Raw genomic sequence first — 14,582 nt, forward strand, 5'->3', positions numbered from 1 at the left:
TATCTAATCCTGTTTGCTACCCACACTTTCGAGCCTCAACGTCAGTTGCAGTCCAGTAAGCCGCCTTCGCCACTGGTGTTCTTCCATATATCTACGCATTCCACCGCTACACATGGAGTTCCACTTACCTCTACTGCACTCAAGTTCGACAGTTTCCAAAGCACTTCCACAGTTGAGCTGTGGGCTTTCACTTCAGACTTATCGAACCGTCTGCGCTCGCTTTACGCCCAATAAATCCGGATAACGCTCGGGACATACGTATTACCGCGGCTGCTGGCACGTATTTAGCCGTCCCTTTCTGGTATGGTACCGTCATGTAAAGATCATTTCCTACCCTTACCGTTCTTCCCATACAACAGTGCTTTACGACCCGAAAGCCTTCATCACACACGCGGCGTTGCTCCATCAGGCTTGCGCCCATTGTGGAAGATTCCCTACTGCAGCCTCCCGTAGGAGTTTGGGCCGTGTCTCAGTCCCAATGTGGCCGGTCAGTCTCTCAACTCGGCTATGCATCATTGTCTTGGTAGGCCTTTACCCTACCAACTAACTAATGCACCGCGAATCCATCAAAAAGTGGTCCAAACGGACCTTTTAACGTTCTGTCATGCGACAGCACGTTTTATACGGTATTAGCATCTGTTTCCAAATGTTATCCCCTGCTTTTCGGTAGGTTATTCACGTGTTACTCACCCGTTCGCCACTCGCTTGAAGAGTGCAAGCACTCTTCGCTGCGCGTTCGACTTGCATGTATTAGGCACGCCGCCAGCGTTCATCCTGAGCCAGGATCAAACTCTCATGTTAAAAGTTTGAAGATTGCTCTTCGATTAAACTGACTAGTTGCTATCTCTCGATAACACCTATCCGTTTATTGTTTGTTACGAATTGACTTCGCAAATTTGTTTGTGACTACTTACCAAGTAGCCACCGTTACAGATTTGTTTGTTCAAAGTTTTGTTCAGTTTTCAATGTGCGATGCCTTGTTGGGCAACTCATTTATCTTACCTCAGCTGTGACCTAAAGTCAACAACTAATTTAGAAAGTTATTTGAGTTGCTTTGTTAGGGCAACTTGATTAGTTTATCAGGAATGTTGAAGCTTGTCAACAACTTTCTGATGAACTTTTATCAACTGCCGGTCATCTCTGACAACCAGCGCCTCGATCGAAGCAGCTTTGCTTCGTAACGAACAATAACTAGTATAGCGCCTACCTGACTACTCGTCAATAGTTTAGCAAATAGTTTTTAACTAAAAAAACAAAAACGTTTTTTAAATAAAAAAAGCTTAAATTTGTTCGAATTAAAACAAATTTAAGCGTCCATTTAGCATTCAACGTTCGGATATTAATTCAATTCCCACGTTTGTCCCTGTGGACTATCACGAACAACCAAACCAGTTATCAACAATTGATCGCGGATGGCATCCGATGTTTGAAAGTCCTTAGCAGCACGAGCCGCTGCTCGTTCTGCTAACAAAGCCTCTTGTTCTGATGTAAGAACAATCTCCTTTGTTAACTGTTCAATCCCAAAGATACCAAGCCAAGTTTGCAAACGATTGGCCAGGCACTCTAAGTCTCCTTGAGTTGCATTATCCTGATTTTGTACTTTATTAGCGAAAGTGGCCAAATCAAAGATCACGGTAACCGCGTTCTCCGTATTAAAGTCATCATCCATCGCTTCAATAAAAGCCTCTTCCAATTCCGCTACCTGATTTTGCACCTGTTGTGAAACCTGACCAGCCGCTGCTATTCCTTTGGCAGACAAAAGCCCTTGATATGTCCGGTACAAGCGATCAAGTTCGCCTTGTGTTTGGTCCAATCGATCCGGGCTGTAAGAAATAGCGCGGCGATAATTGGTTTTCGCCAAGAAGAACCGCAGACCCTGAGGATCGATATCCGTTTTCAACAAGTCGTGAATGGTAACAAAGTTCCCCAGCGACTTCGACATCTTTTCATCATTAACGTTGACAAAGCCGTTATGCAACCAATAGCGAACAAACTGCCGGTGGTGGTAGGACTCCGATTGTGCCAATTCATTGGTATGATGTGGAAAGGTCAAATCAATGCCACCAGCATGAATATCAATCGTTTCTCCTAACAGCTGGTCATTCATCACTGAGCACTCAAGGTGCCAACCAGGACGTCCCAATCCCCATGGCGATGGCCAGGCAACCACATCCGGCCGACTTTCACTCTTCCACAAGGCAAAATCCGTGGGGTCGTGCTTATCTTCTTGATCCTCTTCCCCAAGACGACCGGCAGCATTTTCCTCTAACTGTTCCATGTTCTGATGGGAAAGAGCCGTATAGTTTTTAAACTTCTTCGTTGAAAAGTAAACATTACCATTGACTTCATAGGCCTGACCCTGGTCAAGCAACCGTTCGACGAAGGCCACCATTTCTTCCATATACTCAGTGGCCCGCGGACGACTAGTGGCAGGTTTAATATTTAGTTGTCGTGTATCGGCTGCAAAAGCAGCAGCGTACTTATCAGCCACTTCCTGCTCAGTTAGACCTTCCTTCTCACCCTGAGCAATAACCTTATCACCCAAATCAGTAAAATTGGAAACGAAGTTCACTTCAAAACCGCGCCACTCCAAATAGCGCCGAATCGTGTCAAAAGCGACAGCTGATCGTGCATTACCAATATGAATGTAGTTATAAACCGTTGGTCCACACAGGTACATGGTAATTTTGCCAGCTTCTTGTGGTACAAAATCTTCTTTTTCCAGGCTGTAAGTGTTATAGACTTGGAGCATATGCAGACCTCTTTTACTTTAGTAATCGTCATGGTTTGCTCTCATTATAACAAAACCAACAAAAAACAGCACTCGAAGCTGAGTGCTGTTTCAAAACCTTAGTCGAGGTACTTGCCCTTGACATCAGCCATCGTCTTCAAGACGGCTGGCTTGTCCAACAAGACAAGCATTTCAGGTAGGTTTGGTCCCTGAATTTGATGGGTTGTCGCAATTCGGATTGGGTTCCACAAATTGCGGCCCTTAATTTCAAGATCATTTTGAATCCCACGGATGGTCGCCATATAAGTATCAGCATCGGCATCATCTGGCAAGGCAGTATAAGCCTCTTCCCAGGCAGCAAAAACCTTGCGCCCATCATCAGAAGTCAAATAGTCGACCATTTCATCCGTCACTTCGCCCAATTGAAAGAATGGTTCGCGGACCAAGTCAACAATTTGCTTGGTATAAGAAATACCGTCAACACCAGCAACTTCGATGACTTCCTTGAGCCATTCGGCACGTTTTTGAGCTTCTTCCTTTGAAATCAGACCAGCAGCAATGATTTGGTCAAAGAGCTGTGGCATAATGCGGTCCTTATCCTTACGGATCCACTGGTTGTTAATCCATTCCAACTTCTTTTGGTCGAACTTAGCATTGGCCTTTGACAAGCGGTGTTCGTCAAACATTTCCTTGAATTCTTCTAATGAGAAGATTTCGTCTTCGCCCTTTGGTGACCATCCCAACAAACCAATGAAGTTATCCATGGCTTCCGGTTGGTAACCCAATTCGCGATATTGTTCCACAAACTGCAAGACATCATTGTCACGCTTTGACAACTTCTTGCCCGTTGCGCCATTGATAATTAAGGCCATGTGACCAAACTTGGGCACATCCCAACCCAAAGCCTCATAAATCATCATTTGCTTTGGCGTGTTCGAAACGTGATCATCCCCACGCAAAACGTGCGAAATCTCCATCAAGTGGTCATCCACAACAACGGCAAAGTTATAAGTTGGCATGCCATCAGCCTTTTGGATCACCCAGTCACCGCCAACTTCTTTAGCACCGATTTCGATGTGACCCTTAACGATGTCATCCCAAGCATAGACATTTTCTTCTGGAACACGGAAACGAACAACCGGCTTCAAACCCTGAGCTTCAAAATCAGCATACTTAGCTTCGCGTTCTTCGTTGGTCAAGCCCTCGTATTCGTAAACATAGTGCGGGGCTTGCTTGGCAGCCTGCTGTGCTGCTCGTTCTTCGGCTAATTGTTCAGAAGTCTTGTAAGACTTATAAGCCAATCCCTTAGCCAAGAGTTCATCGATGAATTCCTGGTAAATTCCTTGTTCATTTCGTTCTGATTGGCGGTATGGCCCATACTGACCAGGCTTATCGGGTGCTTCATCCCAATCCAAACCTAGCCATTTCAAGTTTTCCAACTGTGACTGTTCACCATTTTCAATGTTGCGCGCAGAATCGGTATCTTCGATTCGAATTACAAAAGTTCCATTGTAGTGGCGGGCAAAAAGCCAGTTAAACAACGCCGTTCGGGCGTTTCCAATGTGTAGATAGCCCGTTGGTGATGGGGCATAACGAACACGAAAGTCATCAGTCATGAATATTGTTCTCCTCAGTACAGCCTAACGCTGAAAAATTCTTCCTTAAGTATACAACAAGTCGGACAGGCTTTCAGCCCCCGAAAAAATCAGGATCACCTTGGTCCTGATTTCAAAATAGTTCGGTCAATAAAAGGTGCTTAACCATTCCGCCACCGAGCAACGCTGCGCACTTACTAATCGCCAAGTGCTAATTGCAATGCCTCTTTAATCGTCGTCACGCCAACCACCTCAAGGCCATCGGGTAAACGCAAGCCAGCCAAGTTATTCTTGGGTACAATTGCCCGCGAAAAGCCTAACTTGGTTGCTTCCTTCAGCCGACCTTCCAAGTCGGCCACGGACCGGATTTCACCAGTCAAGCCCAACTCACCAATAAAGACGTCACTAGCCCTAGTTTCCTTATCTTGGTAGGACGAGGCAACTGCGACCGCGACCGCCAAATCGATAGCCGGCTCATCAAGCTTAACGCCACCGGCCGCCTTGAGATAGGCATCTTGGTTTTGCAGCAGAAGGTTCGCCCGCTTCTCCAAGACTGCCATAATGACCGAAACGCGGTTACGGTCTAGGCCAGTGGCCGTTCGTTGTGCATTACCAAAGACGGACGGGGTCACGAGGGCTTGAAGCTCCGCTAAAATGGGGCGGTTTCCCTCTAACGTTGCCACAATCGCCGACCCAGTTGCGCCGGCCAAGCGCTCTTCCAGAAAAATTTCGGAAGGATTAGCAACTTCAGCCAGACCCTGGTCACGCATTTCAAAAATCCCAAGCTCGTTGGTGGCCCCAAAACGGTTTTTGACCGCCCGCAGAATCCGGTACTTATAGTGGCGGTCCCCTTCAAAGTAAAGAACCGTATCGACCATATGCTCCAAAATCTTTGGACCAGCAATGGCACCATCCTTGGTCACGTGGCCGACGATGAAGACCGTGATGTTATTGGTCTTGGCAATCTGCAACAAGTCAGCCGTCACTTCTCTAATCTGAGCAACAGATCCAATTGGCGAGGTCAAATCAGGTTCCTGCATCGTCTGCACGGAATCAATCACCAAGAAGTTTGGCTTCATTTCCTCGACCTGTTTTTTCACCGCCGTCATATCGGTTTCCGGGTAAAGGTAAAATTGCTGACCACCAACCTCTAACCGGTCTGCCCGTAGCTTAACCTGTGAGGCTGACTCTTCTCCGGTCACATAAAGAACCTTGCCATGGTTGGAAAGTTCGCCTGAAACCTGGAGCAAAAGCGTTGATTTCCCAATACCAGGGTCCCCACCAATTAACACCAGGGTCCCGGCCACAACACCACCCCCAAGAACGCGGTTCAATTCCTTCAAACCCGTGGTGACCTTCGGTGTGTCCTCCAAAGAGACTTCGTTAATGGCTTGGACCTTAGCGACCTTACCGTCAATGCCGACGCGAGCCTTGCGGTTCGCCGTTTCCGGTTGGACCTTTTCTTCCACAAAAGTGCCCCACTCGCCACAGTTTGGGCAGCGACCGAGGTAGCGGGCTGAAATAAAGTCACAATTTGAACAGATAAATTGGGTTTTCGTTTTGGCCATTAGCCCTCCCCAGTTGAACCAAAGCCACCGGCACGAACAGCCTTGCTGGTCTCTTCGTCCTGGTCAGCCAGTAAATAAGGCAAGAAGATTCCCTGAGCAATTCGATCGCCCTTCTTAATCAAAACGGCTTCTTGGCTAATATTGAGGACTTGAACCATAATTTCACCCTCATTTTGTTCATTATTGTAGTAATCCGCATCAATAATTCCAACCGCGTTTGGCATCACTAGGTGTTTTTTCTTTGGTAGAGAAGACCGTGACACCAATTGCAAGTACTCATCCGCCTGCATATAAGCCTTGATACCCGTTGGGATCAAAACTGGCTTTTGCACGCCTTCTATTGATGCTGGAATGACAATATCTGTTGCTGCAGCAAAGTCATAGCCCGCTGCCCGTTCAGTGGAGCGAGCTGGCAGGGTCAAACCAGCATTTGCATACTGACTAACAATTTCAAATCCACGCTTTTTCATTCCAAACCCCTTTACATTTCCATTAATCTGGCATATAACCGACTTATTATTTAACTAATTTATTATACGTCATTCCGGTTAATTTCTAAACCGTCATATCATTTCTGGAGGTTCTGATGACTATCACTGCAAAACCAGGAGCGTTCTATTACGAAAAGGACGGCTTACAACTCGGCGAAGTTACCTACTTCGAAAATCAGGCTGAAAATAGCCTTGTTTTAAATCACACTTTCGTCGACCCCAGCCTACGCGGCCAAAATATCGCACACCAGCTGGTTGACGAAGTCGTCAAAAAGGCGCGAACGGAAGGCAAACGCGTCCAGCCGGCCTGCCGGTACGCTGCCGTTTTATTCCGCCGCTTCCGTGACGAATACCAAGACGTTGCCGCGACAAGCCAATTCAATCAAAAGTAGTCTGGCTGGCAAGGGTCTCCCCAGCAATTAAAGGAACTGGGGTCAGGATAACGGTTGGTCCCATTTGCAGACGGGCTCTGCAATAAAAGATGACAAAAGTAAGATAAAGAAAAACCTCATTATTAATACAAAACCGACCAAGATGATTGGAAAAGTAGGACTTAATCCAACCATCTTGGCCGGTTTTTTGGAGCAATCAACCATAGCACAAGTGATACACCAATCGATCGAGTAACCGTCACCAATCCGATTGGCCTTTTTAACAGGTTCGCAATCGAAAGCAAACACCCGCATATTGCAGGGATTACAGGATTTGATCCACCTCAACACTTCTGGTCAACAAAAAAAGGCCCAGCCGCGACCAGACCTCTAATTGAAGAGCACTTACTTTGCTGATTTTTCATCAGCCTTTGCATTGTCATCTTCTTCAATAGCTGAAATGACAACCTTGCCATCAACCAAGTCAGCTGATAATGCCTTCTTACCAGGGTTATCCAAGTAGAAATCAGTTACTTGATCACGAATCTGTTGCTCAATTACTCGACGTAATGGACGAGCACCGAGGGCTTCATCATAACCATCTTCAATCAAGTGTTCCTTAACACCATCAGAAATCCGCAGCGTCAAATCCTTCTTAGCCAAGGTCTTATCCACATCTGCCAACATCAAGTCAACGATTTGCTTCAAATCCTCCTTCGTCAAAGCTGAGAACTCAACCACACCGTTGAACCGGTTCAAGAATTCTGGACGGAAGAACTTGGACAACCGGTCCATTAAGTCACCGTTTTCCACATCCTTGTTACCGAATCCGGCATTTGACGTGGCAATAACCACAGTGTTCTTGAAGTTAACCACGTTTCCTTGACCATCCGTCAAGCGACCATCATCCAAGACCTGCAAGAGCAAGGTCAAGACTTGTGGGTTAGCCTTTTCAATTTCATCTAACAAGACGATCGAGTAAGGATTACGACGAACCTTTTCTGTCAAAGTGTTGCTATTGTCATCATAACCAACATAACCGGCTGTTGCACCAATTAACTTTGACACAGCTGTCAAATCAGAATACTCTGACATATCCAAACGGATAATGGAATCCTTTGAACCGAAGAGGTCCTGGGCTAACTGCTTTGCCAATTCCGTCTTACCAACACCAGTTGGTCCAACGAAAAGGAACGAACCAATTGGTCGGTTTCCTTCGTCGAAACCGGCACGGTTTCGACGAATAGCACGGGCAACGAGGTCCACGGCCTCATCTTGCCCAATAACCTTCCCTGCCAAACGCTTGTCGATTTGCTTCAAGTGTTCAATATCAGAAGCACCCATCTGTGAAACTGGGATACCCGTCAAACGTTCAACGGCTTGGGCCACGTCATTTGGCGTTGCCTTAATCTTTTCAACATTCTTAGCAGAATCTAACTGCTTTTGAACGTCAGCAATTTCGTTCTTAACCTTCAAAGCCTTCTCATAGTCTTCTTGACCAACTGCATCTTCTTGGTCCTTCTTCAAATTAGCTAATTTCTTTTCCAAAGAAACCTTGTCAGTTGCTGGGTTCTTAGCTGACAAGTGGGCAGCCGTCATATCAATTAAATCGATGGCCTTGTCAGGCAATGACCGTTGTGGAATATACTGCACTGAGTAATCCACAGCTGCTTGCAAAACATCCTTTGGTAGTTCAACATTGTGGTGCTTCTCGTAAAGGGGCGCAATCCCTTCCAAAATCTTCAATGTATCTGCTGCTGAAGGAGCATTGACCTTGACTTCGTTAAATCGACGAGCCAAAGCAGCATTCTTCAAAATCGTGTTCCGGTACTCATCTTGAGTCGTTGCACCAATCAATGATAATTCGCCACGTGACAAAGCTGGCTTCAAAATATCGGCCAAGCCCTTACCACCATCTTCGCCGCCAGTTGAACCGGCACCAAGAATCTGATGAATTTCATCGAAGAACAAGACTACGTTACCAGCATTCTTGACTTCATCGACTAACTTCTGCACGTTTTCTTCAAAGGCACCGCGGTATTGTGTACCAGCCTCCAAAGCTGAAATATCAATTGAATAAATCTGCTTGTCCTGGATAGCTGCTGGCACATCCCCGGCGGCAATGGCCTGAGCTAATCCTTCAATCACAGCAGTCTTACCAACACCGGCATCCCCGACCAAGACAGGGTTATTCTTAGTCCGACGACTCAAAATCTCGGCTGTTTCTTGAATTTCCTTGTTCCGACCAATAACTGGATCAAGCAAACCATCCTTGGCTTCTTGGGTCAAGTTGCGACCTAATTTAGCTAACATACCATCTTGCTTAATTTGTCCCGGCTTGACGTCCTGAGGACGACCGTTACCTGCAGTTTGACCAGGTTGTCCACCATTTGGTAACTGACCAGTTTGCCGATATTGTGCAAACTCCTCTGGCGTCACTTCCCGTCCGTTAATTAAATAACGACGGTTTTCTGAGTTCAAACCATTCAAGTTACCCATCATACTATCAAAGATATTGTTCATATCTGAGTTAAATCCGTTGTTAAATGCATCGTTTTGATTTGCCATAAATTAATATACCTTCCTCTTTATATAAATTTACTTTCCTTTCGAAATTGGCAGTGTCATCTCAACCGTCGGATTTCGAATCCCGTTTGCTTCTAACGTATGATTCTTGATCTGGATCAGGTTTTTGATAACCGTGTTCCAATTCCTTTAGCACTTGCCACATTTCCATTTGCTGGGCCCGGGCTAAGGCATCTAAATCTCTTATATTTAGTGAAGTTGCTTGGCTCTGATCTTTATTGAAAGACCGATGAATCGTCGTATAACCGTAACCGGATTCTTTTGAAACCCGGTAAATTGTCAACGACTTATCCACCAAATAAGCCTTAATGTTAAAACGGACCATGCTGATCACCCCAGTTTTGATATCTCTTTTCTAACATTTTCTTCCACCTCCACATTTATTATTATAACACATATATGTTATAACACAAGTATGATATATATTTTTTTTGATTTTTTGATTAAAATAGAGTAGTCGCCTTAGAGCCAAGCGGTTATGGCTATAATGATTCCAGTAAAATAAAAAAACTATTTTCCTATAAAAGGGGTGCCGAATGGCCAACCAGCGTTACGAAATTGAAATTCCAGAAGAGGCCGTCAATGACCTCGACTTATCTGACGGAGCTCAACTAGGCCTCGTCGTCAATGATGCCTCTTTAACTTTGACACCGGTCCTGACTGAAACTAATAAACAAGAACTCTCAATCAGGCGGTTTTTGGTGCCATCCTTCTTAGCCACCATTGCCTTTGCCTTTTGGATTTTATGGCAAAAAGACCCCTTAATCCCCCTTACCGGCGAAAGCTCGCTAGCAACAGCCGTCATTTTCCTTGGTGAAATCACCGGTATCGGTTCCTTTATCCGTCTTCACCTACAAAATATCCGCCAAGAGAAGGACCCAATTAAAAAGAAAACAGATATGCGCCTAGCGCCAACCCTCTTTTTTTCAATTGCTCTGATTCAGGCATTTGCAGCCATCGCCTTTTTTTGGGCGATTGGCTACCTCTTCCAATCGGCGATTTTTGACCGCCTAACGGCGACCATTCTCTTTTTCATTTTTGTCAGTATTGTCAACTATTTGATGGTTTACTCTGCCACACTGATTTCGACCCCCTTTATGATGGCCTTGTTAATTATCACTATCGTCTGTGGTGTCCTAGTGGCCATGGTGACCAATTCAAGGCTTTTATGGTGGCAGCATAATTTTTCCTTTTTAGGAACAGCCAAGGCCCACTTTTCATGGACTTTTAACGCCACATTAATTATTGCCGGTATCCTCTGGGGAACTTTAATTGACTACCTGTTTGTTCCGATTCAAAAGCGTTACAAACAACACCGACGTCTATCAATCTTGCGTACCTTTTTGACTTTTGATGCCCTCTGCTTGTTGGCTATTGGCGCTTTGCCGAACAATCCCGGATTCTTGCATGTCGCTCATGATACGGCAGCCAACCTATTGATTGTTGGTACGGGTAGCCCCATGCTCTTGATTTACTGGCTTTTGCCCAATGCTAACCGCGAATTTAAGCTCTTTTCATTAGGAACCGCCCTCAGTATGGTGGTCACCGCTTTTCTCTTCTACGGGATTCGCTACCTGTCTTTGACCGCCTTTGAGATCATCATTTTAGGCCTTGGTATTTCTTGGCTCTTGCTTTTAATGCAAAATATTCATATGCTGTACGAAACGAAGTCTCAATCGTACCAAGTCACGCTCAAATCCATTGAATAAAATCAGAACCCGCTTTTGTACCATGAAAAGGAATGACAACGATGTCAACAGAAAAAAATAACGCTCATCAAAAAGCCCCAGGTCGGTCAAAGATTTCAGTCCGTAATCAAGGACAGAACACCCGTCCCCGCCCAAACCGTTACTCAAAAAATCAGGGGAACCGCTCCAGCCGTGACCAACCCGTTGAGGTCAAAATTGGGCAAAAGTTCCCGTTAACCATCAAACGTCTTGGCATCAATGGTGAGGGGATTGGTTATTTCAAGCGCAAGATTGTCTTTATCCCCGGAGCCTTGCCTGGCGAGATTGTCACTGCTAAGGTAACTGACTTTACCGACAGATATATTGAAGCAAAGGTCATCACGATCCGCGAAAAAAGCCCCGACCGAGTAGTACCGGAGGATCCGGCTGCCGACTTAGTTGGTGGCTTTGAACTAGCCCACCTTTCTTACCCGGCCCAACTGGCATTTAAGAAAGACCTGATTTTGCAGGCCCTTGAAAAGTTCCAACCAAAGGGCTTTGCCCACTATCAAATCAACGACACAATCGGGATGGCCGTTCCCTACCACTACCGCAATAAGGCTTCTTTACCAATCCGCAAAATTAAGGGTGAGGTTAAGTTAGGTTTGTACAAGCGTGGCACCCACGATATCGTCGACTTACCAACGATTGCTACCCAAGATGAAACATCAATGACCATTGTACGTCAGGTCAAAAAAATCCTCTCCGACGCTTCCGTTTCCTTTTATAATGAAGTCAAGAACACCGGTCTGATCAAAACTATTATTGTTCGTGCCAACCAAGCAGGCCAAGCGCAACTAGTTTTGGTAACGAATGTCGAAGAATTTCCTGGCCGTCTAGCGGTTATCGATGCCCTAACGGAAAAGATGCCTGCGCTGACTGGTATTTTCCAAAATATTAACTTTGGTAAAACATCGCTGATTTGGGGTGACGAGACTATCAAACTTTGGGGCGATGACTATCTTCACGAGGAAATCCTAGGACTAAACTTTGCCTTTTCCCCACGGGCATTCTTGCAACTAAACCACGAGCAAATGACCAAGACCTACGAAATCGCGATTAAGGCCTTGGACCTTAACAAGGAAGACACCCTAGTCGATGCCTATTCAGGGGTGGGAACGCTTGGATTATCAATGGCCTTCTTCGTCAAGGAAGTCCGCGGAATGGAAGTTATTCCAGAGGCTGTCGCAGATGCTCGCTTAAACGCTGCAGCAAACGGTATCGAAAATGCCTTTTACGAGGTCGGAACGGCCGAAAAAGTCTTCCCGAAGTGGGCACAAGAAGGCTTTTCGCCAACAGCCGTGGTTGTCGATCCACCACGACCAGGCTTGGATGCTGCCTTTAAAAGAGCATTACTCAAAACAAAACCCCAAAAATTAGTCTATATTTCTTGTAACCCATCGACACTAGCTCGCGACTTGGCAGACCTCGATGCTGCCTATCAAGTTGACTTTATTCAGCCAATTGATATGTTTCCGCAAACTCCCCGTTGGGAGGGTGTCGTGAAGCTGTCACTAAAATAAAAAGATGAGAACGAGCCGTTTGATTTAGCTGGTCTTTCTTTTATAATGAAAATAATTTAATTTTTTATCTTTTGGAAAGGCGGATCTTTCTATGTACCACCGCGATGGACGCTATTTTGAATTAAGTTGGCGACAGATTTACTTTTATTTTTTGCTTTCACTAATCCTCGACGCCCTTGGAAACGGTCTCTCCGTGGCAACAAACCTGGGTTCCGCTCCGTGGACTGCCGGCGCAGCCAATTTGGCCCACGTTACCGGAGCACCCATTTCGCTTTACCTGGCAGCAACGACTGTTCTGGTTGCGATTGCCAATATCTTTTTAGCTAAAAAGTTTGTTTTCAAGCGCTTCCTCGGTAATATTATCTTTGGTCTCCTTTTTTCCTTTTTAGCTGGCTTTTTCAATACCATTTTTGTGCAACTAGGGGTCCGAACAGTGTCACTGTGGCTCCGCATCCCACTCGATCTTTTTGGTGTTGCCGTCGTTGGGATCGCCATTTCGATTTACCAACGGGTTAACTTCATTCTGCATCCAATCGATGATATGACTAATATCCTGCGCTTTTCCTATTTCCGGGGCTCCGCCCCCAAAGCGCAAATTTCAAACTTTATCTTTGCCATCGGCATCTCTTTAGCCTGTTGGGCATACTCAGGCAGTATCGTCTCGATTAACATCGGAACAGCTGTTTCTTTCTTCCTACAAGGACAAATCATCGCTTGGTCCGACAATCTCGTCTTCCCACACCTTGTCCACGGCAATATGGATTTAACCCACAAGGATATCCCAGTCCAAAACAAGGATTAAAAATCAGACTCAAAAACAAAAAGGCACCCACGTTCGAAATCGAACGTGAGTGCCTTTTAAGTTTACTGGCAAAAAACATCAAAAGTCGTCTGACAGCTAATGCCAAAACCACTTTAGGATTGGGTTTGACTTGATTTATGCTTTTATTTACAAGGAATCAGCTGGCGTAGTTTGCTTGCTCTGTGATGCAAAGAATTGTTGGCCAATTTGAGTCACAATTCGATTGTTCAAAACTAAATAAGTTAAGACTAATTGGATTGGGAAGAAAATCAATTGCTTTGGCAATCTTGCTGACAACATCGCCGTAAAGACAGACCATGAATGTTGTGGTGAATACATTACCATCAAGGCAAAGGTGTTCACCAAGAAGTTAACCACAAAGGTGATTAGCAAAACGGCCACGAGAATTTTACCCCAGTGAACGGTCTTCGTTAATGGCTGCTGGTAGAAGAAGCCCCCATAAATGATTCCAGCAAGTACAACGCCAACGGCCATAATCGGTGACCAAGCGCCGTGGGCCACAAAAAAAGTCACATTAACGAAGTCTAGTAAGACCATCACCAACATTGTCCAGATTGGACCGAAGAACCGGCCCATCAAAGACGATGCCAAAAAGACAAAAGAAACCTTGATGGTTGGTGTCAGCATAACTGAAAACTTACCGATCACCAACGATAGGGCCATTAAGACCGCTAACAAAACGAGCTGTTGGATCGATAAAGAAGACAGCCCCCACTTCTTGAAAACTGTGTGCTTGTTCATATTCTTGAACCTCCTAAAGGAGCGTTCACCGGGTTGGTGAATGCGAAACCCGTACCGCACATAAATGTTTCGTCAGTGGCTCACATTCCGTTTCCACTGCACTTAACGCACGGGTTCCTACCCCATATTTATTTTTTTGCCAACTATTATTTTATTAAAGAATTTTTATTCCGTAATAAAACGAACAATCAACGCTATATATTATATCACGTTCGCTTGTAATAATTCAAAGAAAAAGTGCACCGCTGCCTGAACCTTAAAATAAGGGCAAATCAGTGGGACGGTTTTTGTTAATCTACCCTTGCTTACTGATCTTTATTAGGGCAGCAGCTCTTTTCACCAGCAAAAGAATCAATCATTACTCCCAGCGTCGCATCAAAAAAGTCGGTACAATTCCGGCATTGATCCAGGATCGTTCCACTTCTT

11 protein-coding genes, 1 rRNA gene and 1 riboswitch (1 of these 13 only partly in view) are annotated in these 14,582 nt (G+C 45.3%); of the genes, 4 read left to right on the top strand and 8 right to left on the bottom strand.

From position 1 onward, the window contains the following. The 5 genes from M3M36_RS03260 to dut form a co-directional block, all read right to left on the bottom strand. Nucleotides 1-801 (bottom strand): 16S ribosomal RNA (locus tag M3M36_RS03260); it reaches 750 nt to the left of the window's first position. Nucleotides 802-1,339: 538 nt separating this feature from the next. Further along, a complete protein-coding gene (gene cysS, locus M3M36_RS03265) occupies nt 1,340-2,752 on the bottom strand; it encodes a cysteine--tRNA ligase (RefSeq protein ID WP_252774377.1) in 1,413 nt (470 codons plus the stop codon). Nucleotides 2,753-2,850: 98 nt separating this feature from the next. Continuing rightward, on the bottom strand, nt 2,851-4,347 hold the full coding sequence (gene gltX / locus M3M36_RS03270; RefSeq protein WP_252774378.1) for a glutamate--tRNA ligase: 1,497 nt from the start codon (nt 4,345-4,347) through the stop codon (nt 2,851-2,853). A 176-nt stretch (nt 4,348-4,523) separates the two neighbouring features. After that, nucleotides 4,524-5,894 (bottom strand): DNA repair protein RadA, encoded by a 1,371-nt coding sequence (gene radA / locus M3M36_RS03275; protein WP_252774379.1) that lies wholly within the window; start codon nt 5,892-5,894, stop codon nt 4,524-4,526. Further along, nucleotides 5,894-6,364: a dUTP diphosphatase gene (gene dut, locus M3M36_RS03280; protein ID WP_252774380.1), complete on the bottom strand. Its 471-nt coding sequence runs from the start codon at nt 6,362-6,364 to the stop codon at nt 5,894-5,896. Before dut ends, radA begins: the two co-directional genes overlap by 1 nt. Before the next feature lie 116 nt (nt 6,365-6,480). On the opposite strand from dut, the gene M3M36_RS03285 reads away from it, so the two are divergent. Then, nucleotides 6,481-6,777 carry a GNAT family N-acetyltransferase gene (locus tag M3M36_RS03285; RefSeq protein ID WP_252774381.1) on the top strand — a complete coding sequence of 99 codons (297 nt, stop codon included), beginning with the start codon at nt 6,481-6,483 and terminating at the stop codon, nt 6,775-6,777. Between the two features lie 384 nt (nt 6,778-7,161). On the opposite strand, the gene M3M36_RS03290 is transcribed toward M3M36_RS03285, so the two are convergent. Both M3M36_RS03290 and M3M36_RS03295 read right to left on the bottom strand, forming a co-directional pair. Next, the gene (locus tag M3M36_RS03290; protein WP_252774382.1) at nt 7,162-9,324 is read right to left on the bottom strand and encodes an AAA family ATPase; all 2,163 of its coding nucleotides are present in this window, start codon (nt 9,322-9,324) and stop codon (nt 7,162-7,164) included. A gap of 61 nt (nt 9,325-9,385) precedes the next feature. Further along, nucleotides 9,386-9,667 (bottom strand): transcriptional regulator, encoded by a 282-nt coding sequence (locus tag M3M36_RS03295; RefSeq protein WP_252774383.1) that lies wholly within the window; start codon nt 9,665-9,667, stop codon nt 9,386-9,388. 211 nt (nt 9,668-9,878) lie between these two features. Between M3M36_RS03295 and M3M36_RS03300 the strand changes: the two genes are divergently transcribed. The 3 genes from M3M36_RS03300 to M3M36_RS03310 all read left to right on the top strand — a co-directional run bounded on the left by M3M36_RS03300 (nt 9,879) and on the right by M3M36_RS03310 (nt 13,394). Further along, a complete protein-coding gene (locus M3M36_RS03300; RefSeq protein WP_252774384.1) occupies nt 9,879-11,051 on the top strand; it encodes a DUF998 domain-containing protein in 1,173 nt (390 codons plus the stop codon). Between the two features lie 41 nt (nt 11,052-11,092). Then, complete coding sequence (rlmD, locus tag M3M36_RS03305; protein ID WP_252774385.1) at nt 11,093-12,592, top strand: 23S rRNA (uracil(1939)-C(5))-methyltransferase RlmD; 1,500 nt, start codon at nt 11,093-11,095, stop codon at nt 12,590-12,592. A gap of 91 nt (nt 12,593-12,683) precedes the next feature. After that, the gene (locus M3M36_RS03310; protein ID WP_252774386.1) at nt 12,684-13,394 is read left to right on the top strand and encodes a DUF6198 family protein; all 711 of its coding nucleotides are present in this window, start codon (nt 12,684-12,686) and stop codon (nt 13,392-13,394) included. A 147-nt stretch (nt 13,395-13,541) separates the two neighbouring features. Here M3M36_RS03310 and M3M36_RS03315 read toward each other — a convergent pair whose 3' ends face one another. Further along, a complete protein-coding gene (locus M3M36_RS03315) occupies nt 13,542-14,156 on the bottom strand; it encodes a folate family ECF transporter S component (protein WP_252774387.1) in 615 nt (204 codons plus the stop codon). A 32-nt stretch (nt 14,157-14,188) separates the two neighbouring features. Further along, a riboswitch (THF riboswitch) is annotated at nt 14,189-14,283 on the bottom strand. Nucleotides 14,284-14,582 lie beyond the last annotated feature (299 nt).

The sequence above is a fragment of the Fructobacillus americanaquae genome, from assembly GCF_024029775.1.
GTDB classification, from domain to species: domain Bacteria; phylum Bacillota; class Bacilli; order Lactobacillales; family Lactobacillaceae; genus Fructobacillus; species Fructobacillus americanaquae.

Excerpts from the sequence above, each read along its gene's own strand:
- M3M36_RS03295 (WP_252774383.1), bottom strand. The coding sequence starts at position 9,667 with ATGGTCCGTTTTAACATTAAGGCTTATTTGGTGGATAAGTCGTTGACA.
- M3M36_RS03285 (WP_252774381.1), top strand. The coding sequence starts at position 6,481 with ATGACTATCACTGCAAAACCAGGAGCGTTCTATTACGAAAAGGACGGC.
- radA (WP_252774379.1), bottom strand. The coding sequence starts at position 5,894 with ATGGCCAAAACGAAAACCCAATTTATCTGTTCAAATTGTGACTTTATT.
- M3M36_RS03300 (WP_252774384.1), top strand. The coding sequence starts at position 9,879 with ATGGCCAACCAGCGTTACGAAATTGAAATTCCAGAAGAGGCCGTCAAT.
- M3M36_RS03290 (WP_252774382.1), bottom strand. The coding sequence starts at position 9,324 with ATGGCAAATCAAAACGATGCATTTAACAACGGATTTAACTCAGATATG.
- gltX (WP_252774378.1), bottom strand. The coding sequence starts at position 4,347 with ATGACTGATGACTTTCGTGTTCGTTATGCCCCATCACCAACGGGCTAT.
- rlmD (WP_252774385.1), top strand. The coding sequence starts at position 11,093 with ATGTCAACAGAAAAAAATAACGCTCATCAAAAAGCCCCAGGTCGGTCA.
- M3M36_RS03315 (WP_252774387.1), bottom strand. The coding sequence starts at position 14,156 with ATGAACAAGCACACAGTTTTCAAGAAGTGGGGGCTGTCTTCTTTATCG.
- M3M36_RS03310 (WP_252774386.1), top strand. The coding sequence starts at position 12,684 with ATGTACCACCGCGATGGACGCTATTTTGAATTAAGTTGGCGACAGATT.
- dut (WP_252774380.1), bottom strand. The coding sequence starts at position 6,364 with ATGAAAAAGCGTGGATTTGAAATTGTTAGTCAGTATGCAAATGCTGGT.
- cysS (WP_252774377.1), bottom strand. The coding sequence starts at position 2,752 with ATGCTCCAAGTCTATAACACTTACAGCCTGGAAAAAGAAGATTTTGTA.